Source organism: Serpentinimonas sp. SMBJO2 (genome assembly GCF_056341105.1).
The window spans coordinates 1767097-1787008 of the sequence record NZ_CP150628.1; the positions used below are offsets into that span (position 1 = coordinate 1767097).

Here is a 19912-nt window from a genome sequence, read left to right on the forward strand (position 1 = left end):
GCACACCCTCTGCCTCCAGCGCGGCCAGCCGCTTCATCGACGAGCCCAGCCATGACCCTTACGCCATCCGCGCCTGCAGACGATGAAATTCTGCACTTTGCCGATGAAGCCGCCGTGACTCCAAGCGCCCTCTTGGCCGCCAAGCCCTGGCGCGTGCTGGTGGTCGATGACGACCCCGACGTGCACGCCAGCACCGCCTTTGCGCTGGACCTGACCTGGACGCTGGAGCGCCCGATCGAGCTGCTGCGGGCCGAATCCGCCGCCCAGGCACGCCAGATCCTGGCCGAAAGCACCGACATCGCCGTGGTCTTGCTCGACGTGGTGATGGAGACCGCCGACGCCGGCCTGCTGCTGGTGGACCACATCCGGCGCGAGCTCGGCCTGAGCGCCACGCGCATCGTGCTGCGCACTGGCCAGCCCGGCTACGCCCCCGAGCACGAAACCCTGGCGCGCTACGACATCAACGACTACCGCTCCAAGTCCGAACTCACGCAGCACAAACTCGTCTCTGCCCTGATGGCGGCGGTGCGCGCCTACGAGCAGGTGCGCACCATCGAAGCCAGCCGGCGCGGCCTGCAGCAGATCGTGCTCGGTTCGGCCGAGCTGATGCAGATGAGCGGTTTGCAGCGCTTTGCCGACGGCGTGCTGACGCAGGTCGCGGCCCTGCTGGGTGTGGCACCGCAGGGTCTGGTCTGCGCCCAGGGGCCGGCCCCGGGCGGCCCCTACACGGTGCTGGCCGCCGCCGGCCCCTACGCGGCCCTGATCAACCAGCCGCTGGAGCGCCTCGATGGCCACCCGGCGCTGCTGCGCCTGCGCGAAGCGTTGCAACAGCAACGCAACCACCTGGGCCAATCCGAGACCGTGCTCTACGTCGGCAGCGAGCCCGGCATGGACATGGCCATCTACCTGCCCACGGCCCTGACGCAAGACGAGCTCACCCTGCAACTGCTGGATGTGCTGTGCGTCAACCTCAGCGCCTGCCTGCGCAACCTCAACCTCGTGCAGCGCCTGCAGCAGGTGGCTTACCAGGATGCGTTGCTCGGCATCGCCAACCGCACCCGGCTGATCGAATGCATCGAGGCCGCCGCGCACAACCAAGCCGCGCCGCACCTGCTGATCTTGGCCGACATCGACGACTTCAACGGCATCAACGAGCTCATGGGTCACCCCTTCGGCGACCGGGTGCTGCAGGCCCTGACGCAGCGCCTGATCGACGCGCTGCCGGCGGCCGTGCTGGTGGCGCGGGTCTCGGGCAACTCCTTCGGCCTGTTTGGCTCGACCGAGTGGCTGCAGGCCGAGCGCGTGCAGCAGGCCCTGGAGGCGCCCCTGATGATCGACGGCCAGCCCTTCAGGGTGCGGGTTTCCATGGGCAGTTGCGCGGGTGCCGATCTGGGCGACTCGGGCGCCGGTGCGCTCAAGAACGCCTCCATCGCCCTCAAGCACGCCAAGCTGCAGCACCGCGGCGCACTGGTGTGTTTCGACTCCGCCATGGCGCAGCGTTCCCGCGACCACGCCGAACTGCTGGCGCGGCTCAATGCCGCCTTCAACGACCAGCAGCTGTTCCTCGTCTATCAGCCGCAAGTCAACCTCGACACGCGCGCCGTGATCGGCCTCGAAGCCTTGCTGCGCTGGCGGCGCGAAGACGGCACCATGGTGCCGCCCGACCGCTTCATCCCGGTGGCCGAGCAGTCGGGGCTGATCGACACCCTCGGGCTGTGGGTGTTCAAGAGCGCCTGCCTCGACATGCAGCGCCTGATCGCCGCCGGTTTGGCCCCCAGGCTGATGGCGGTCAACGTCTCGGTGGCGCAGTTCAAGAGTCCGGCCTTTGTGGCGCAGATCGAGCAGGCCTTGCTCGACACCGGTTTGGCCGCCGAGCGGATCGAACTCGAAATCACCGAGTCGGTGGCGGCGCTGGGGCTGGGCGTGGTCGAACCCATCCTGGAGCGCTTGCGCCGCCTTGGGCTGTCGGTGGCCATCGACGATTTCGGCACCGGCTACTCCTCGCTCGCCTACCTCGAGCGGCTGCCGCTGGACCGCATCAAGATCGACCGCGAATTCGTGCGCCAACTGCAAACCGGCCAAGAAGCGCGCATTGCGGCGCTGATCGCCCAACTCGGCTCCACGCTCGGTCTGCGGGTGTTGGCCGAAGGCATCGAAGACGCCCAAGTGTGGCGCAAGCTGCAAGACATCGGTTGCCACGAGGGCCAGGGTTTTCACATCGCCCGCCCCATGCCCTTTGCCGATTTGCCCGCCTGGCTGCGCCAGTGGAATGGCTGAACGCCATGAGCCGCCCCCCAAGCCGCCGCCGCCTGCTCCAGCACGCTGTCGCCTGGCCCTTGGGGGCCACGCTGGCGGCTGCCGGGTTGCAGGCTTGTGCGCCACCCGCGCCGCTGCGGCTGGCCCTGCTGGCGGGCCTGACCGGCGCCATCAGCGATTTGGGTGTGGGTGTGCGCGACGGTGCGTTGTTGGCCATCGAGCAGGCCCGCGCCGCCGGCCGGGCGCTCGAGCTGCTGGAATTCGATGACGCCCAACGCCCCGAGGCCTTGCCAGAGGTGGTGCTGCGCATCGCCAGCGCGCAGGTGGCAGCCGTCATCGGGCCGGCCACCAGCGGCATCGCGCAAGCCTGGATTCCGCTGGCCCAGCAGCATGGGCTGCTGAGCGTTTCGCCCACCGTCACCAGCCACGACTTCAGCGGCCTTGACGACTTGTTTTTCCGCGTCTGCGCCAGCACGCACCTGTACGCCACCCACAGCGCCACTTTTGCCGTGCAGCGGCGCGGCTGGCGCCGTCTGGCCCTGATCCGCGACGACGCCAACGCCGCCTACACGCGCAGTTGGGCCGATTTTTTTCTGGCACAGGCCCGTGCCCTGGGGGCGGCGGTGGCCGAACCGCTGGTTTACCACGGGCCGCTGCTGCCGCAGCAGGCGCACGCGGTGGTGCAGCAAGCGCTGGCGCAACCGCCCGATGCGCTGGTGCTGGTGGCCAGCGCCAGCGACACCGCCATGCTGGCCCAGTTGGCCCGGCGCAGCCCGCAAACCCCGGCGCTGCAAGCCGCCGAGTGGGCCTCGACCGACCAGTTGCTCGTGCGCGGCGGGCGGGCGGTGGAGGGCATGGTGGTGTCGCAATACTATGACCGCGAAAGCCGCGCCCCGGCCTATCTGGATTTCTTGCAGCGCTTTGAGCAGCGCTTCAGGCGTGCGCCGGGTTTTGCCGAGGTCGCCGCCTACGACGCGGCCCAGGTGCTGCTGCAGGCGCTGCAGCAGCAGGCGGCTGGCGAAGCGCTCCAAGCCACCTTGTTGCGCGTGCGCCGCTTCAACGGCTTGCAAGACCCGATCCTCTTCGACGCCTACGGCGACCACCTGCGACCGCTGGTGATGACCGAAGTGCGCAACGGCCGCTTCCGCACCGTGGCCGCATGAAAGCCCCGCGCGCGCTCTCGATCCGCTGGCTGCTGGTGGGCCAGTTCGCGCTGGTGATCGCCTTGTCGGTTGCCCTGGTGGTGGCACTCATGCTGTTCTGGCGCCTGCCGCTGGCCCGCGAGATGCAGCACCACGAGCAGCAGCGCATCGCCACCGTGGTGGTGCAGCAGGTGCAGGACCTGCTCAACTCCACCGAACTGCAGCTCGAAATGCTCCGTACTGCCAGCCCCGGTGGCCCGATCCAGGGCAAGCGGGTCGATCCCATCGTGCGTCGCTTTGCGCAGCAATTGGTCGATCAGACCGGCACTTTTAAAGCCCTCTACTGGGTCGGCCACGACGGTGAGCTGCTCGATTTCGTATTGCCCTTTGCTTTCGGTTACCCCCATACCACTGGGCGCGCCGGGGCCGACCTCAGCAACCTGCCCATTCTGCGCCTGGCTGCCCAAGGCGCGCACCTGGTCTGGAGCGACCAGTACCTCTCACCCTTGGTGGAGCAGCCGGTGGTGGGTATCGCCATGCCCTTGGCCAACGGGTTCATGGTGGCCGAAATCTCGGTGCAGGCGCTGGTCACGGGCAGCGTCGAGTGGGGTCAGCGCGGCGACCTGCTGGTGCTGTTCACCGACAGCCGGGGCGAACTGGTCGGCTCGCCCGACCCGCTCGACCCCCTGCACCGGCGCAACATCGCCCACCTCGAGCCCATCGCCCGCGCCCTCGATGCAGCGCGTGCTCATGGCCGCATCGAGCACTTGAGTGCAGCGTTCGAAGGCTATGCCCTGCGCCTCGACCGCCTCGGGTGGGTCGTTTTTGCCGGCCAACCGCTGCAGCTGGCGCGGGCCACGGAGCGTGCTGCCACCGTCCTGAGCGCGGTGGTGGTGTCGTTTGCGATCGGCTTTGGCTTGCTGCTCAACCTGCTGCTGGCCACCCGCATTGGGCGCCACCTGCGTCGCAGCCTGGACTACTCCGAGGCGCTGGCGCGCGGCAACTACGAGGCCACTACTCCGCTGAGCCGCATCGCCGAGGTGCAGCAGCTCGAACACAGCCTGAGCCACATGGCGCAGGAAGTGCGCCGCCGCGAACAGCAACTGCGCGCCATCATCGACCTCGGGCCCACGGTGGCGGTGCAGATCTACGACCGCGACGGCCGGGTGGTGGACTGGAACCCGGCCTCGAAGCGCCTGTTGGGCTACAGCCGCGCTCAAGCCATGGGCAAGCGGCCGGTCGATCTGTACTACGACGCCCAGCAACAGGCCGATTTCGAAGCCATTCTGGAGCGCATTGCCCGCACCGGCGAACCCTTCGGCCCGTTCGAGGGCGCGTTGCGCGGCGCAGACGGCACCCTGCACTGGATTTACTCCACCACCTTTGCCATCCCTGGGCCACAGGCGGACGAATTGCGCTTCGTCTGCATGGACATCGACATCAGCGAAATCAAAAGGCTGGAAGCCGAACTGCGCAACCTCAACAGCGAGCTCGAAGACCGGGTGCAGCAGCGCACCCAAAGCCTCGAACAGGCCAACAGCGAACTGCAACGCACCCTGAACGAACTGCGCTCGACCCAAGACCGGCTGCTTCAGGCCGACAAACTGGCCGCTCTGGGCAGCCTGGTGGCCGGGGTGGCGCACGAGCTCAACACCCCGATCGGCAACGCCCTGATGGCGGTGAGCACGCTGCAAGAAAGCCTGCGCCAGTTTCGCGAGCGCCTGCAGCAGGGGCTGCGGCGCAGCGAGCTCGACGCCTTTGTGCAACAAGTGGGCACGGCCGACGACATCGCCACGCGCAACCTCGAGCGTGCCGCCGAGCTCATCAGCTCGTTCAAGCAGGTGGCGGTGGACCAAGCCAGCTCGCAGCGGCGCCGGTTTCAGTTGGCCGAACTGGTGCACGAGATTGTGCTCACCCTGCAGCCGCTGCTCAAGCACAGCCCCTATGCGCTCGAGGTCGAGGTGCCCACCGGCATTGGGCTCGACAGCTTCCCCGGGCCGCTCGGGCAGGTGCTGGCCAATCTGGTGCAAAACGCCCTGGTGCACGGGCTGCAAGGGCGCACCAGCGGCCGCATCCGCATCGAGGCGGCGGCCCTCGAGGGCGAGCAATTCGCACTCAGCGTGAGCGACGACGGCCAAGGCATTGCGCAGCACCTACAAGACCGCGTGTTCGAGCCCTTCTTCACCACCCGGTTGGGCCAAGGCGGCAGCGGGCTGGGCCTGCACATCGTGCACAACCTGGTGACGGGGGTGCTGGGTGGACGCTTGGCGCTCGAGAGCAGCCCCGGCCAAGGGGCCCGCTTCACCCTCACCTGCCCGCTGGTTGCCCCCCGGGAAGCGCCGCCAATATTTGACACCGCAGCGCCCTAAAATGGGCTGCACGTGCAAATTGGTAGGGGCAACATGAAACCGGTCGTATTCAAGCGCTTGCTGGCATCGGCACTGGCCTTGGCCGGGGTCTGGCTGCTGCTGTTGCGCCAGCCCGGGGTCTGGCCGGGGGCCGACGGCTGGCTGCTGGGGGCGCTGGCCGTGGCCTTGGCTTTGTGGGCAAGGCAGCGCTGCATGGCGGTCGCGGGCCGTGTTCATGGGCCGGCCTGCACCCTGCCGGCCGATTTTCTGCCTAGCCCCCGGTTGCGCTGGCGCGCCCTGCCGCGCCTGCTGGGGGTGTTTGCTTGGCAATCGCTGCTGGGCGCACTGGACGTGACGCGGCGCGTCTGCACCCCGCGCATGCCGCTGCAACCGGGCCTGCTGGAGCTGCCGCTGCGCCTGCCCCACGAAGGCCAGCAGGTGCTGCTGGCGCTGCTGGTCAGCCTGATGCCCGGCACCTTGGCGGCGCGGCTCGAGGGCGGCCAACTGACGTTGCACGCGCTCGACACCCGGCTGCCGATCGAGTCTGAGCTGCGCCGGCTGGAAGCCCTGGTGGCGGCCTTGTACGCGGCGGCGCCCGTGTCCGCCACCGCACCCGAACCGCCGCCACAGCCCTGAAGCCACCATGGAAACCCTGCCCCCCTCCCTGCCCCTGGCCTTTGGCCTGTTCGCCCTGCTGCTGGTGCTCAACCTGGCGCTGGGGCTGCTGCGCGTGCTGCGCGGCCCCGGCCTCACCGACCGCCTGCTGGCGGCGCAGCTGCTGGGCAGCACCGGCGTGGCGCTGCTGCTGACGCTGGCGGCGCTGCAAGGCTGGCCCTCGCTGCGCGATGTGGCGCTGGTGTTTGCCCTGCTCGGCTTGCTGGCCGCCGTGGCCTATGCGCGGCTGCGCCCGGAGCGGCACCGTGCTTGAGGCCCTCACCTGGCTGCTGCTGGCGCTGGCGGCGCTGTTTTTCAGCGCGGGCACGCTCGGCCTGCTGCGCCTGCCCGACACCCTGAGCCGCATCCACGCCCTCACCAAGGCCGACAACCTCGGGCTCGGGCTGGCCGCGCTGGCGCTGCTGCTGCACGCCGAATCGTGGGCCGCGGCGGCGCAGATTGGCCTGATCTGGCTGCTGGCGCTGGCCGCCAGCGCGGCCTCGGGTTACCTGATCGCGCGCCGTTGCCTGCTGGAGTCCCAAGGCACGCCGGGCAATGGACACCACGGCACCCACCCCCCCGGAGGCACCCCCTGAGCGCCGCCGACTTGCTGCTGGCCTTGGCCTTGCTGCTGCTGGCCGGCGCGGCCCTGCTGGCGCGTTCGGTGCAGATCGGCAGCGTGCTGTTCATCGCCTTTGGCCTGCTGCTGGCGCTGGTTTGGGTGCGCTTGGGCGCGCCCGATGTGGCGCTGGCCGAAGCCGCCATCGGCGCCGGGGTGGCCGGGGCCTTGCTGCTGCTGGCGGCGAGCGAGTTTGAATCCCGCCGCATCGCCAGTGCGCGCACCCCCGAGCCGCGCCTGCCCTGGCCACGGCCGCAGCGCGCGCGGCCGCGCTGGACGGTCGGGGCGCTGGCGCTGGCCTGCGCCGCCTTGCTGCTGCTGGTCGTGCTGGGCATCGAGCCGCTGGCTGGCGCCGCCACCCAAGCCGTGGCGCAAGCCCTGCCCCAAGCCGAGATCGCGCACCCGGTCACGGCCGTGTTGCTGTCCTTTCGCGCCTACGACACGCTGCTGGAAATCGCGGTGCTGCTGGTGGCCGCGCAGGCGGTGCAGGCGGCCCCGGCCCCGGCCCAGCGCCCGCTGCCGCACGACCCGGTGCTGGCGCGGGTAGCAGCCCTCACGGTGCCGCTGGCGCTGCTGGTGGCGGTGTATCTGCTGTGGGCGGGGTCGAGCCGCAGCGGCGGCGCCTTTCAGGCCGGTGCGGTATTGGCCGGCGCGTGGCTGCTGGCGCGCTTTGCCAGCCTGCCGCTGGATCCGCAGTCGCATTTCACGCGGCCGCCCGTGCTGGCGCTGGGTTTGGCGGTGTTCATCCTCGTCGGCGTGGTGGCCGGGGCGCTGGCCGGAGCGGCACTGGCCTACCCGGCCGGCTGGACCAAGGTGCTGGTGCTGGCGATCGAGGCCGCGCTCATGGTCTCGATCGCCGCCACGCTGGTGGCGCTGTTCGGCGGGAGCAGGGCGACATGATGCAGGCTTGGGGCGCGGCCTTGGGCGCAGGATGGCAGCAGATTTCGGATCTGTGGTCGGCCGGGGTTTCGGTCTGGCTGCCCACGGGCAGCGCGCTGGTGCTGTTTGGGTTGCTGGGCATGCTGCTGGCGCCCTCGATTTTGCGCAAACTGCTGGCCTTCAACGTCATGGGCAGCGGCATCTTTGTGCTGCTGCTGGCGCTGCGCCCGCCCGGCCCCAGCGGCGTGGCCGACCCGGTGGCGCAGGCGCTGATCCTGACCGGAATCGTGATCGCCATCGCCGCCACGGCGCTGGGCGTGCGGCTGGCGCGGCGCTACTTCGAGCTCACCGGCCAGACCGAACTGCCCGAAGACCGGGACGCTGCGCGCGATGACTGAAGGCCTGCTGCTGCCCCTGTTGGTGTTGTGGCCGCTGGCCGTGGGGCTGGGCGTGTATGCGCTGCCCGAGCGCGCCAGCGCGGCGTTGCAGGTGCTGGGCACCGTCGTCATGGCGGGCTTGGTCGCCGGCGTGCTCGCCAGCCCCGAGCCGCTGCGCGCTGCCCTTGGCGGCTGGGCAGCGCCGCTGGGGATTGGGCTGAACGCCGACCGGCTGGCGCAAGCCTTGCTGGTGCTCACGCTGTTGGTCTATGCCGCGGTGCTGCTCTACGCCCAAGCCTACTTCGCGCACGGCTCCGAGCTGGCGCGGCGCTTCTGGCCCTTGGCCTGGATGCTGTGGGCGGGCCTGAACGCCGGTTATCTGTCGGCCGATCTGTTCAACCTCTACGTGGCGCTGGAGTTGGTGGGGCTGGCCGCCGTGGGCCTCACCGCCCTCACCGGCCAGAGCACGGCGCTGGCGGCGGCGCTGCGCTACCTGCTGGCGGCCCTGCTGGCCTCGAACCTGTTCCTGCTCGCCGTGGTGCTGCTCTACGCCAGCACGGGCAGCCTGGCGCTGGATTCGGTCGGGGCACACCTGGCAGAAACCGGCAGCTCCATTTGGGCCACCAAACTGGCATTGGCGCTGGCGCTGGTGGCGCTGGCGCTCAAAACCGCGCTGGCGCCGCTGCACTTTTGGCTGCCGGCGGCGCACGGCAACGCCGTCACGCCGGTGAGCGCGCTGCTGTCGGCGCTGGTGCTCAAGGTGTCGCTGCTGATTTTGCTGCGCCTGTGGCTGGAGCTGGCCCCGGTGCTGGACCTGGCCCTGCTCGGGCTGCTGCTGGCGCTGCTGGGGCTGGTGGCCAGCGTCTGGGGTTCGGTGCTGGCCCTGACGCAGCGCAAAATCAAGATGCTGATCGCCTACTCCAGCGTGGCCCAAGTGGGCTACCTGTTCCTGCCGCTGGCTTGGCTGCTGCCGGGTGGCTTGGGGGCGGCGCTGGCGCTCGAGGCCACGGTGCTGCACCTGCTGGCGCATGGGCTGGCCAAGGCCGCCATGTTCCTGGCCGCCGGGGTGCTGGTGCTGTCGGCCGGGCGCGACGACCTGGCCAGCCTGCGCGGCGCCGTGGCGCGCGAGCCACTGGCCTTTGCCGCGCTCACACTGGCCGGCGTGAGCCTGATCGGCCTGCCCCCCAGCCTGGGCTTTGCCGCCAAATGGCAGATGATGCAAGCCGCCCTGCTGGCCGACCAGTGGCCTTGGCTGCTGTGGCTGCTGGGTGGCACCCTGCTCAGCGCAGCCTATGTGTTTCGGGTGTTGCGACTCGCATTTTTACCGGCTTCCGAAGCCTTTGAGGCGCGTGCGCCCTTGCCACAGCGCTTGTCGCTGTGCGCGCTGGCGCTGGCGCTGCTGGCGGCCTTCGGTGGCTTTGGTGCCGCCGCTTTCAGCGACTGGCTGGCGGCCGACGCCCTGCTGGGGCACTGGGGCGGCGCATGAACGACTGGCTGCTGCCCCTGACCCTGGCCAGCTCGCTGTTGGCCGGGCTGATCATTTTTTTCTTGCCCGAGCGCAGCGTGGGCTGGCGCAGCGCGCTCAACCTGGGCGCGGCCGTGCTCAAGCTGGCGTGCGTGGCGGCCATGGTGTGGGGCACACAGCAGGGCCTCAGCTACGAGCTGCGCCTGCCCTTCCTGCCCGGACACGAGCTGCTGCTGCGCGCCGATCCGCTCGGGCTGCTGTTCGTCGCCCTGTCGGCGGTGCTGTGGCTGCTCACCACCGTCTATGCCATCGGCTACCTGGAACACGCGCCCAACCGCAGCCGGTTTTTTGGTTTTTTCAGCCTGTGCGTCACGGCCACGGTGGGCATCGCGCTGTCGGGCAATCTGCTCACCTTCTTTTTGTTCTACGAACTGCTCACCCTGGCCACCTACCCGCTGGTGGTGCACCGCGGCACCCCCCAGGTGCTGCAAGCCGGGGCGCGCTACCTCGCTTACACGCTGGGCGGCGGGGTGGTGCTGCTGGCCGCCATCGTCTGGCTGCAAACGCTGGTGGGGCCGGTGGAGTTCCGCTCCGGCGGCGCCTTGGCTGCGCCAGAGGCCACGGCCGGCGCAGCCAACTGGATGCTGGTGGGGATTTTTGCCCTGTTCATCGCCGGGCTGGGCGTCAAGGCGGCGCTCGCGCCGCTGCACGGCTGGCTGCCGCAAGCCATGGTCGCCCCGGCCCCGGTGTCGGCGCTGCTGCACGCGGTGGCCGTGGTCAAGGCCGGGGCCTTTGGCATCGTGCGCGTGGTCTATGAGGTCTTTGGCATCGAGTTTGCGCACGGCTTGGGCGTGCTGCTGCCGCTGGCCGTGGTGGCTTCGGTGACCATCGTCTTTGGCTCGTTGCGCGCCCTGACGCAAGACGACCTGAAGCGCCGCCTGGCCTACTCGACCGTGAGCCAGGTCTCGTACATCGTGCTCGGGGTGGCGCTGTTCGGCCCGGCCGGCACCATCGGTGGGCTGGTGCATCTGGTGCACCAGGGCATCATGAAGATCACGCTGTTCTTCTGCGCCGGCAACTATGCCGAAACGCTGGGCGTGCACCGCATCAGCCAAATGGCCGGCATCGGACAGCGCATGCCTTGGACCACGGCCGCCTTCACTGTCGGCGCGCTGGGGATGATCGGCGTGCCCCCGGTGGCAGGCTTCGTCAGCAAATGGTATCTGGGGCTGGGGGCGATCGAAGCCGGCTTGGGCTGGGTGCTGGCGGTGCTGCTGTTTTCGAGCCTGCTCAACGCCGCCTACTTTTTGCCGATACTGCGCTTGGCTTGGTTCGAGGCCCCGCCACCGAGCTGGCCGTATGAGGCCCATGCGGATCATGCGGCCCACAAAGCCCATGTGGCCCATGCCGCCCATGCTACCCATGAAGCCCAGCCAGACAATCCGCCGCACGCGCATCCGACCGCGCCCGACCCCGCTCCACCGCCCCGCACTGGCGACGCCGCCCCCTTGCTGCTGCTGCCCACGCTCTGCGCGGCGGCGCTGGCGCTGCTCGCCGGTCTGGCAGCCGGGGTGCCGCTGAGCCCGCTGGATTGGGTGCGGTTCATCACCGCCACCGAGTACCTGCCATGAACAGCACCCTTGCGCTGGCTGCCGTGCCACTGCCGTGGCTGCCGCTGTTGCCCCTGTTTCCGCTGCTGCTGATCTTGCTGCTGCTGTGGCGGCGCAGCCGCGCCTTGGCAACCGCGCTGGCCCCTTGGGCGGCTGTGCCGGCGCTGCTGGTTGCCTTGTACGCGGCCCTGTACGCCGCCTTGGTCCCTACCCTTAGCGCTACTATTCTTGGCGCTGCCCTGACCGGCCCCACGGTGAGCTTGGCCGCGCCCGCTGCACCGCCCTTGGCGCTGGAGTGGCCGCAGCTGCTGCTGGGCCTGCGCTTTGGGCTCGACGGCCTAGGCACCGTCTTTTTGCTGCTCGCGGGCCTGCTCTGGAGCCTAGCCGGCTGGGCCGCACAGATCTATCACCGCCACGACGAACGGCGCCACGCGCTGTGGGGCTTTTGGCTGGCGGCGCTGAGCGGCAACCTGTGGCTGATCGTGGCCCAAGACGCCATCGGTTTTTACGCCGGTTTTGCCCTGATGAGCTTTGCCGCTTACGGCTTGGTGGTGCATGCCCGCAGCGCCGACGCTTGGCGCGCCGGTCGGGTCTATCTGATCATGGCGGTGCTGGGCGAGGCGCTGCTGCTGTCCGGGTTGCTGCTGCGCGTGGCCGGCAGCGAATCGCTCGCCCTGCCGCTGGAAGGCAACGGTGGGCAGCACGCCAGCTTGTCCACGGCGCTGATTTTTTTGGGATTTGGCGTCAAGGCCGGGGTGCTGGGGCTGCACCTGTGGCTGCCGCTGGCGCACCCGGTGGCCCCCACCCCGGCCAGCGCCGTGCTCTCGGGCGTGATGATCAAGGCCGGGTTGCTGGGCTGGATGCGGTTTTTGCCCCTGGGCGCCGAGCCTTGGCCGCTGCTGGGCGCGGCGGCGCTGCTGCTGGGGCTGCTGGCGGCGCTGATCGCGGTGCTGATCGGGCTCACCCAGCGCCAGCCCAAGGTGCTGCTGGCCTATTCCAGCATCAGCCAGATGGGGTTCATGACGCTGGGCATCGGCGCGGCGCTGCTGCACCCCGGCGCTTGGCCGGCGCTGGCCCCGGCGCTGGCGCTCTACGCCCTGCACCACGGGCTGGCCAAAGGCACCCTGTTCTTGGGTGTGGCGGCGGTGGCGCAAGCCACGGGCGCAGCACGGCGCTGGGCACTGGCCATGCAAGCCCTGCCCGCCCTAGCGCTGGCCGGTCTGCCCCTGAGCAGCGGCTTTTGGGCCAAAGACGGACTCAAGCAGGCACTATCGGGCCTGCCGGCCCCATGGCCCGAAGCGCTCACTTGGCTGCTGCCCATCGGGGCCTTGGGCACCACGTTGCTCATGCTGCGCCTGCTGTGGCTGCAGGCGCACCCGCAGGCAGACCCCCATGCCGGCGGGCACGCCACCCCCAATCTGCGCGCTCCTTGGCTGGCGCTGCTGCTGGCTTCGCTCGCCTTGGGCGTGCCCGGTCTGCTGGTGTTTTTGGGCATCGCGCCGCTGGGGCTGCCACTGCCATTCGCTGCAGCGCCCGCGCTGGCCAACCCAGCCCTGAGCTTTGCCCTGGCAATGCTGCCGCTGCTGCTCGGTGCGGCGCTGGCTGGGGCTGCGCTTCACTGGTCGGGCTACACCCTGACGGGCCGCCCGCACAGCCCGCACAGCCCGCACAGCAGCCACAGCCAGCCCACGCGCACCCTGCCCCAGATCACCCCCGGCGACCTGCTGAGCCTGATCGAAGCGCCGCTGCAGCGTTTTTGGCTCGCCATGCTGGCGCTGTCGGCGCAGCTGGACCGCTACCGCGGCCCCAGCCCCACCCCCGCACACCGCTGGCCGCGCACCCTGTGGCTCGAAGAGCGCCAGTTGCGCCGCCTGCCCGTGGCCGGAGCGGCGCTGCTGGCGCTGCTGCTGCTCATGGCGCTGTTGATGCGCTGATCGCCTGCCAGCCCGTAGGCCACCGCTTTGTCATTCCTCGGTGTCGCATCCCGGGCGATCATAAGAGCGCTTCCAGCAACCCAGTCGCCTCGGCAGGTGTCACGATGCGCACGCCCAAGTAGTTGCCGCCTAGGCTGTGCAAATGCCGATCGCCAGAAGCAATCAAATGGGCGCGTGCTTGCACCGCACAGGCCAAAACATGATCATCATCGGCATCCCGGGCAATCACTCGCGGCACCTGCTGGGGCACCACCAGCGTGACCATGGCGTTGTAGTGCGCCACCAGTGCCTGCGCCGTGGTTTGCAACGCTGTGATGCGCTTGGTCAGCTTGACATAGTGCAGAGTCTGGCTCAACTCATCGACCAGCACCGGGCTGCTGTACAGCGCAATAGTATCGGTAAGCGCCAGCTCCAGCAAGCGGCGCGCATGTCCGCCCCACAACAAACCAGACACCACCACATTGGTATCGAGCACCAAGCGCAGCCGGATGCCTTTGGGGCTGCTGCTGCTCAATGGGCCGCCTGCCTGCTGCGCTGGGCACGCACCGCCTGCACCTGTTCATCAATCATCTGCTCGATCTCGGGCGTCAATTCCTCGGGTGGTGCGCTGGCCCATAGGGCACGCAAGGATTCGCCTGCTTGGCGCTTGAGCTGCTCGCGCAGCATGGCCTCGAGCGCTTGGGGTGTGAGCAGGCCAGCGGCTTGTGCGCTTTGTGCCAGCACATCGGGCAATTCAACTTGAACGGTGGTCATATGGATTCCTTTGTTGGCGGCCAAAGGCCAAGTCTACAATGTGACCGCGCAGTGCTCCCCAACCTACCCCATCGACTGTTCTGGATGCCGTTTGGCCCGGCGCGCGTTCAGCCAAGCGCTGCGCACCAAAACCCAAAGCACGCCCAGCATGGCCGCGGCCATGGCCGCCACCACGAGCATCATCAAGCGCGGGGGTGAGACCGGGTGAACAGGGGCAAAAACCGGCTCGATCGTGCGCGCGGGCTGCGTCAAGGGGCTCTGCAATGCGGTTTCGTACATGGAAATCGTACTGCGCAAAGCTAATACCTCAGCTTGTGTTTGCGTCAGCATCATGTTGGCAAGCATGATTTGATTGAACCTGGCATCTGGAACCCGATCGACAACGGCCAGTTGCGCCAACTCATTCAGGCGTTTTTGACTCGCCTCCAACTGCTCCCGGTTTGAAGCCAGTTCGCTGCGCAGGTTGTCAATTCTGGGCTGGGCAAATTCATTCCTGAATCCGTGCCCCCACCCAGCCACCCCCTCCTTCCAGGCCAAGCAGCATGATCCTGCCTCCCCCTGAGCCCAGCGCAGCGCGTCTGCCCGCTCACTTTTTGAGCAAACGGCATCACACGGGTGGATTTTTGCTGCCCAATACAGCCCCAAACTGCCCAGATACGCCCAGTTTGGGGGCACCTGCGCGCGTACAGACGTGTCTGCTCCTTGCTGGCGCGTTTGCGCGCAGCCTCAGAACGGTTCGATGCGGCTCGGTGTGCCGCTCAAGGGCTGGCAGCGCGCAGCAGCCGCTGCTGCAGCGCGGCAAACACGCGCACATGGTCGGCAAAGGTGCAGCCAAAGTCCAGCACCAGGCGGCGCGCGTGCGCCACAAACCGGGCCGCGCGGTACATCACCTCCTGCAACACCGTCTTGATGCGCCGGCGCTTGGCTGGGTGGCGTATGGGAGCAAGCTCGCCCGTGAGCCCCAACTGCCCGATCAGGCGCAGGCAGTTGTAGGCAAAGGCACCCAGGTGCAACAAGGCATCGTTGGTGGCAAACTTGCCCGAGGGCAGGCGCTCCAGATCCAGGTCGGACTTGATCTCGGAGTGAAACTGCTCGTGCGCGCCGTGGTAGCGGTAGTGCTCGATCACCGCCTCGGGCGCCAGCGTCAGGCTCGTCCACCAGCCTTCGAGTTCGATCTGCGGCATGAGCAGATGCTGGCCCTTGCGGTCTATGGTGCGCTCGGTGACGCGCACAATCAGCCGCAGCGCACGCCTGTCCTGGCCCCAGGCGCGCTCGCGCGTCAGATCGAGCACGGCCACGCGCTTGCCCGCGCGCAGTTGCTCAAACGCCCCCGCTTGTTCGGCCTGCGCCACCCAGGCGGCCTTGTCCTGGCGTCTGGGGTTCCACTTGCAAATGAACTCCAGCACCCGATCCTGCGCCATCCAGCGCTGGCGCTGGGCGAGCTTGGCCAGCAGCAGGCGCGCGCTGTCAAAGCCGCTGTCTTCGACCATCAGGAGCGCCTGAGCGCTGGGCACCAAGCGCTGCAGCCGGGCAAAGGCGCGCTCGTAGAAGTACTCGGTATCGAGCGCCGAATGGTGGCTGCCCGCACGCAGCTCGAGCCCGACGTTCCAGCCTTCGTTGCCCAGGTAGCCGGCAATCGGGCAGTAGCCATCCACACCCTGGTAGGTGCGGCTGACGTGCTCTTTCTTGCTGTCGCTGTTGTTCATGACAAAGGTGTCGACCTCAAAGCGCACAAAGCCCTTGTGGGGCGTGATGGGTGCCTGCGTGCGCTCGAGCAGCCGCGTGCTGAGCTCGTCGAGCAGCTCGCGCAAGGCTTCGGCCTTGACATCGAGGCGCTGGCGCATCCAGACGCTGCTGGGTACTTTGGACAGGCCCAGGGCTTGCTTGAAGAAGCGATCGCCCCGAAACGGCTCTATGGCTTCAAAGTCGCTCTTGCCCAGGCTGAGCAAGCCGGTCAGGGCCTTGACCATGTCGGAGGTCTTCATGCCCTGCGACACCGGCAACTGCGGGTCGACCACCAGATCGACTTGCGCCGCCTCGCAACACTGCCCAATCAGGGCCAGACCGGAGTAAGAGGTCAGCGTGTGCTGGGCCGATTGACGTACCTGAAACTGCGGCATGTTCGCTTGGGTGAAACCACTACAGCGCAGATTATCTCACAAAATCATGGAGTTGAGATAGGAAGTGGGGGTGTGGGGCACGGATTTAGGTCATTGTGTATGCGCACCAGTTCGGCCAAAGTTGCTTCGGTTTGCATTTTTGCCTGCTCGCGGCTCGAAGCGCGCACTTTGAGCTCGATCAACGGCGATGCATCGGCTTGGGTTGCACGAACCAGTTGCGCTTGAATTCGACCGGCATCAGCGCCAGAGCGGATTGCATTGAGCCAATCTTGGTCTGTGGTTGCTTCAGCAATGCGCTGCTGAAAAGTCAAAGACCGCAGCCGCTCAACCGCAAGCAACGGCGACTCGACCGGCTGGCGCGTCACATTTACCTGCCCAACCTGCCCAACCTGCCCAACCTGCCCAACCTGCCCAACCTGTACCAGCGCCGTGGCCTGATAAACAGACGGACTGAGCATGCCAATGCCCACGCCCAAGGCAATACCAACTGCCAAGAAAGCGAGCAGCGTCTTCCACGCTCCGATCAAGGTATCCCACAAGTCAAGCAGGCTGATTTCGTCGTCGTTTGAGTTCATTTTTTCATTCTACCGCACCACCCCCTGCCCCACCGCCTGTTCCAGGTGCACCCAATCGACGATCTCGCCCTCGGGGGTGTAGCCTTCGACCAGCTCTTGCAGCAGCAGGCGCAGCAGCGCCACGTCGTTGACTTGCAGCGCCAGTTCGAGCGTGGCCAGCTTGGGCTGCAGCTGCGGCCAGGGCCAGCTGGCTTCGTGCGCTTTCATGATGCGTGGGTGCACCGTGGGCTGGGGGTCGTTGCCGATCAGCAGCTCTTCGTACAGCTTTTCGCCCGGGCGCAAGCCGCTGATCTCGATGCCGATGTCGCCCTGCGGGTGTGCCGCGTCGCGCAGCGTCAGGCCCGAGAGCTCAACCATGCGCTGCGCGAGGTCGTAAATGCGCACCGGCTGGCCCATGTCGAGCACGAACACGTCGCCGCCCTTGGCCATGGCACCGGCTTGGATCACCAGCTGCGCCGCCTCGGGTATGGTCATGAAAAAGCGCGTCACTTCGGGGTGCGTGAGCGTGATCGGGCCGCCGTCGCGGATCTGCTGCCGAAACAGCGGCACCACCGAACCCGACGAACCCAGCACATTGCCAAAGCGCACCATGCACATGCGGGTGCGGCCACGCAGCGCCGGTTCAGCGGCCAGCGCCTGCAAGGCGAGCTCGGCCAAGCGCTTGCTGGCACCCATGACGTTGGTCGGGCGCACGGCTTTGTCGGTGCTCACCAGCACAAAATCGCTCACTCCATTGGCCGCCGCCGCCTGCGCCGCGCGCAGCGTGCCCCAGACGTTGTTGCGTATGCCTTCGGCCGGGTTGTGCTCCACCAGCGGCACGTGCTTGTAGGCGGCGGCGTGATACACCGTGTCGGGCCGCCAAGTGCGCATGATCTCGTCGAGCCGCGCCGCGTCTTGCACGTTGGCCAGCAGCGGCACCCGGCGCACGCCGCCACAGGATGAGTCGTCTGGGCTGGCTGGGCTTGTGGATAAGCCATCGGGGCTGCCTGCGCCGCCCCCGCCTGCTTCGGCGTCATCAGCTTCATTGGCGCACAGGGCCTGGAGCTCGTGCTCAAGGGCATAGAGCGCGTACTCGTTGTTTTCGAGCAGCAGCAGCACCGCCGGGCGCTGGCGCACGATCTGGCGACACAGCTCGCTGCCGATCGAGCCCCCGGCACCGGTCACCAGCACCACCTTGCCGACGATGTTTTTGGCCAGCAAAATGTGGTTGGGCGCCACCGGCTCGCGCCCCAGCAGGTCGTCCACATCCAGCTCGTGTAGATCGCTGCTGCTGATGCGGCCGTGCGCCGCGTCGCTCCAGCGCGGCAGCGTGCGCAGCGCCACCCGCAGCGGGCGCAGGGTCTCGAGGATCTGGTTGCGGCGCGCGCGCTCCAGCTTGGGCATGGCCAGCAGCACCGTGCGCACCCCTTCTTCGTTGACCAGTGCGGGCACATCAGCGGGCGAGACGATCGGCAAGCCGCCCAGCACCTGGCCGTGCAAGCGCTCGTCGTCGTCAACGTAGCCGGCCACGTTCAGCTCTTGGCTGTGCGCCAGCACCCGGGCCAGTTCGCGCCCGGTTTGCCCAGCGCCATAGATCAGCGCCTTGGGCAAGCTGCTGCGCGCCGACATATCTTGGTACAAACCGCCCAGCCAATAGCGAGCCAGCGCCCGCGTAGCCCCCACCGCCACCCCCAGCAACAAGGGCTGGATGATGCCCACACTGCGCGGCACCCCGGGCAGCCCCAGCACCGTCACCACACCGGCATACAGCACGGCATAGATCGCAAACACGCGCAACAGCGTCTGCGCTGCCGCCCAATCGGTGTAGCGAAAAATGACGCGGTAAAAGCCATTGACCACAAACAGCGGCAAGGCAATGGCCAGCGCCGCCAGCGCCGCCAAATAGGGGCGGTACAAATTGTCAGCCGTCCCCTGCCACGGCAACCAAAGGTCGAGCCGCAGATAAAACGCCAGCCACACCGTGAGCACGCACAACGCCCCATCCACGCAAAGCGCCAACGTGCGCTTGAGCGGGCGCGGCAGCGCCAATACGGTTTGCGCTGTGCGCACCAGGTGTGAGCTCAATGCATATCCCTTTTCGTCTTGTATCACTTTTGCTGCGCCATGCTTTGCACCGCATCAAGCAGCTCCCTCACCAAACTGCACAGTTCCTTGATCGTGGACTCCTCCACCTCCAAAAAGCCTTCATACTCGGCCAGATTTCTTTTTTGATGAGCGGCATCCAGTACCCTCCAACGTGAGGCCGACCAACCCACAGTGTGCGTCAGACATTGAAAAACCGTGAACCTGTTCTCACTGCGATAGCCATGCCAACGCAGCGCAGCCAAGGCTGCCGCATGAGCGGCGTTATAGGCGCTGGTGAATCGCCCTTCTTGCGAAACTCGATCAAACTGCGCGTCGGCCAAGCGGGTACGCGCCATTTCAAGCATTCGTTTGAATTCCGCTTGATTGCGCGGCTCAGCTTTTAACTGACCAATCCGCGCCAAATTTTCCAGTTCATGCGAGCTCATGGCGGGCCTTCTAGCAGCGTTAATACAGGCTGTGCCAACACCCTACTGACAAAAGAATCCGGTTCGCGCTGGCGCCATTTAAATTCATCAAGCGTGTAGCAATTGGGATTGATCTTGCGGCCCAGACGGGCCTCTGCCGGGATCAAGAGCTCCAGCACCTCGCTCAAAAGCAGATCGTCGCCCACCAACATCAAGTCCACATCACTCTGTGCCGTATCCGTCTGCCGTGCGACGGAGCCATAGACCCAAGCGGCGTGTAGCTTCGGCACAAGGGGTCTCAAGGCCTCCTGCAACTGCGGCACTACGCCCAAAGTCTTGCGCGTCAACGCCACCAGTTCGGCATACACTGGGCTTGTGGGGTTCGCGTTGAAGCAACGCATGTTGCCCTTGCTCTCGGCGCACACCAAGCCCGCATCCACCAGACGATTCAACTCGCGCTGCAGCGACGCGCTCCCCAAGCCCGTCAGGCGTCGAAGCTCGCTGAAGTGATATTGACGCTCAGGCTGCCCAAAGAGCCACCGATACACTCTGGACTGGCTGTCGGAAAAGATGGCAGAAGCTATAGACATGTACAGAATTTAGCACGATCCATCCATTTTTTGGCACGAAAGCGCTCAGCCTCGCGCCTCAGCGTCCTCGCCACGCAGCACGGAGCCGAGATGTTCAACAG

At 67.4% G+C, this 19912-nt stretch carries 19 protein-coding genes; 11 read left to right on the plus strand and 8 right to left on the minus strand.

Annotation, left to right across the window (positions count from 1 at the left end):
* The first annotated feature begins 51 nt into the window (after positions 1 to 51).
* The 11 genes from AAAZ40_RS08145 to AAAZ40_RS08195 are packed head-to-tail and all read left to right on the plus strand — an operon-like array spanning position 52 to position 13284.
* Entirely contained in the window at positions 52 to 2277 is a 2226-nt protein-coding gene (locus AAAZ40_RS08145; RefSeq protein WP_476659896.1) for a putative bifunctional diguanylate cyclase/phosphodiesterase, read from the plus strand.
* 5 nt (positions 2278 to 2282) lie between these two features.
* Positions 2283 to 3419, plus strand: coding sequence for an ABC transporter substrate-binding protein (locus AAAZ40_RS08150; RefSeq protein ID WP_476659897.1), 1137 nt, complete (start codon positions 2283 to 2285; stop codon positions 3417 to 3419).
* A complete protein-coding gene (locus tag AAAZ40_RS08155; protein WP_476659898.1) occupies positions 3416 to 5767 on the plus strand; it encodes an ATP-binding protein in 2352 nt (783 codons plus the stop codon). The genes AAAZ40_RS08150 and AAAZ40_RS08155 overlap by 4 nt, the downstream gene beginning before the upstream one ends.
* A gap of 33 nt (positions 5768 to 5800) precedes the next feature.
* A complete protein-coding gene (locus tag AAAZ40_RS08160; protein ID WP_476659899.1) occupies positions 5801 to 6382 on the plus strand; it encodes a Na+/H+ antiporter subunit E in 582 nt (193 codons plus the stop codon).
* A gap of 7 nt (positions 6383 to 6389) precedes the next feature.
* The gene (locus tag AAAZ40_RS08165) at positions 6390 to 6674 is read left to right on the plus strand and encodes an MrpF/PhaF family protein (RefSeq protein ID WP_045537583.1); all 285 of its coding nucleotides are present in this window, start codon (positions 6390 to 6392) and stop codon (positions 6672 to 6674) included.
* On the plus strand, positions 6667 to 6996 hold the full coding sequence (locus AAAZ40_RS08170; protein ID WP_476659900.1) for a monovalent cation/H(+) antiporter subunit G: 330 nt from the start codon (positions 6667 to 6669) through the stop codon (positions 6994 to 6996). The genes AAAZ40_RS08165 and AAAZ40_RS08170 overlap by 8 nt, the downstream gene beginning before the upstream one ends.
* An 11-nt stretch (positions 6997 to 7007) precedes the next feature.
* A complete protein-coding gene (locus AAAZ40_RS08175) occupies positions 7008 to 7919 on the plus strand; it encodes a hydrogenase subunit MbhD domain-containing protein (RefSeq protein WP_476659901.1) in 912 nt (303 codons plus the stop codon).
* Positions 7916 to 8296: an NADH-quinone oxidoreductase subunit K gene (locus AAAZ40_RS08180; RefSeq protein ID WP_476659902.1), complete on the plus strand. Its 381-nt coding sequence runs from the start codon at positions 7916 to 7918 to the stop codon at positions 8294 to 8296. The genes AAAZ40_RS08175 and AAAZ40_RS08180 overlap by 4 nt, the downstream gene beginning before the upstream one ends.
* The gene (locus AAAZ40_RS08185) at positions 8289 to 9761 is read left to right on the plus strand and encodes a complex I subunit 5 family protein (RefSeq protein ID WP_476659903.1); all 1473 of its coding nucleotides are present in this window, start codon (positions 8289 to 8291) and stop codon (positions 9759 to 9761) included. Before AAAZ40_RS08180 ends, AAAZ40_RS08185 begins: the two co-directional genes overlap by 8 nt.
* Complete coding sequence (locus AAAZ40_RS08190; protein ID WP_476659904.1) at positions 9758 to 11371, plus strand: complex I subunit 5 family protein; 1614 nt, start codon at positions 9758 to 9760, stop codon at positions 11369 to 11371. Before AAAZ40_RS08185 ends, AAAZ40_RS08190 begins: the two co-directional genes overlap by 4 nt.
* Positions 11368 to 13284, plus strand: a complete 1917-nt coding sequence (locus tag AAAZ40_RS08195) for a proton-conducting transporter transmembrane domain-containing protein (protein ID WP_476659905.1) — start codon at positions 11368 to 11370, stop codon at positions 13282 to 13284. Before AAAZ40_RS08190 ends, AAAZ40_RS08195 begins: the two co-directional genes overlap by 4 nt.
* 58 nt (positions 13285 to 13342) lie before the next feature.
* On the opposite strand, the gene AAAZ40_RS08200 is transcribed toward AAAZ40_RS08195, so the two are convergent.
* The 8 genes from AAAZ40_RS08200 to AAAZ40_RS08235 all read right to left on the minus strand — a co-directional run bounded on the left by AAAZ40_RS08200 (position 13343) and on the right by AAAZ40_RS08235 (position 19811).
* Complete coding sequence (locus tag AAAZ40_RS08200; RefSeq protein ID WP_476661714.1) at positions 13343 to 13759, minus strand: putative toxin-antitoxin system toxin component, PIN family; 417 nt, start codon at positions 13757 to 13759, stop codon at positions 13343 to 13345.
* Positions 13760 to 13794: 35 nt separating this feature from the next.
* The gene (locus AAAZ40_RS08205; RefSeq protein WP_476659906.1) at positions 13795 to 14037 is read right to left on the minus strand and encodes a hypothetical protein; all 243 of its coding nucleotides are present in this window, start codon (positions 14035 to 14037) and stop codon (positions 13795 to 13797) included.
* 63 nt (positions 14038 to 14100) lie between these two features.
* Complete coding sequence (locus AAAZ40_RS08210; RefSeq protein WP_476659907.1) at positions 14101 to 14574, minus strand: hypothetical protein; 474 nt, start codon at positions 14572 to 14574, stop codon at positions 14101 to 14103.
* A gap of 221 nt (positions 14575 to 14795) precedes the next feature.
* Positions 14796 to 16157 carry an IS1380 family transposase gene (locus tag AAAZ40_RS08215; RefSeq protein WP_476659730.1) on the minus strand — a complete coding sequence of 454 codons (1362 nt, stop codon included), beginning with the start codon at positions 16155 to 16157 and terminating at the stop codon, positions 14796 to 14798.
* A 44-nt stretch (positions 16158 to 16201) separates the two neighbouring features.
* Positions 16202 to 16732, minus strand: a complete 531-nt coding sequence (locus AAAZ40_RS08220; protein WP_476659908.1) for a Wzz/FepE/Etk N-terminal domain-containing protein — start codon at positions 16730 to 16732, stop codon at positions 16202 to 16204.
* A 9-nt stretch (positions 16733 to 16741) separates the two neighbouring features.
* Complete coding sequence (locus AAAZ40_RS08225; protein ID WP_476659909.1) at positions 16742 to 18796, minus strand: polysaccharide biosynthesis protein; 2055 nt, start codon at positions 18794 to 18796, stop codon at positions 16742 to 16744.
* A gap of 23 nt (positions 18797 to 18819) precedes the next feature.
* A complete protein-coding gene (locus tag AAAZ40_RS08230; protein ID WP_476659910.1) occupies positions 18820 to 19242 on the minus strand; it encodes a hypothetical protein in 423 nt (140 codons plus the stop codon).
* Positions 19239 to 19811, minus strand: a complete 573-nt coding sequence (locus AAAZ40_RS08235; RefSeq protein WP_476659911.1) for a nucleotidyltransferase domain-containing protein — start codon at positions 19809 to 19811, stop codon at positions 19239 to 19241. The genes AAAZ40_RS08230 and AAAZ40_RS08235 overlap by 4 nt, the downstream gene beginning before the upstream one ends.
* Between the last annotated feature and the right edge of the window lie 101 nt (positions 19812 to 19912).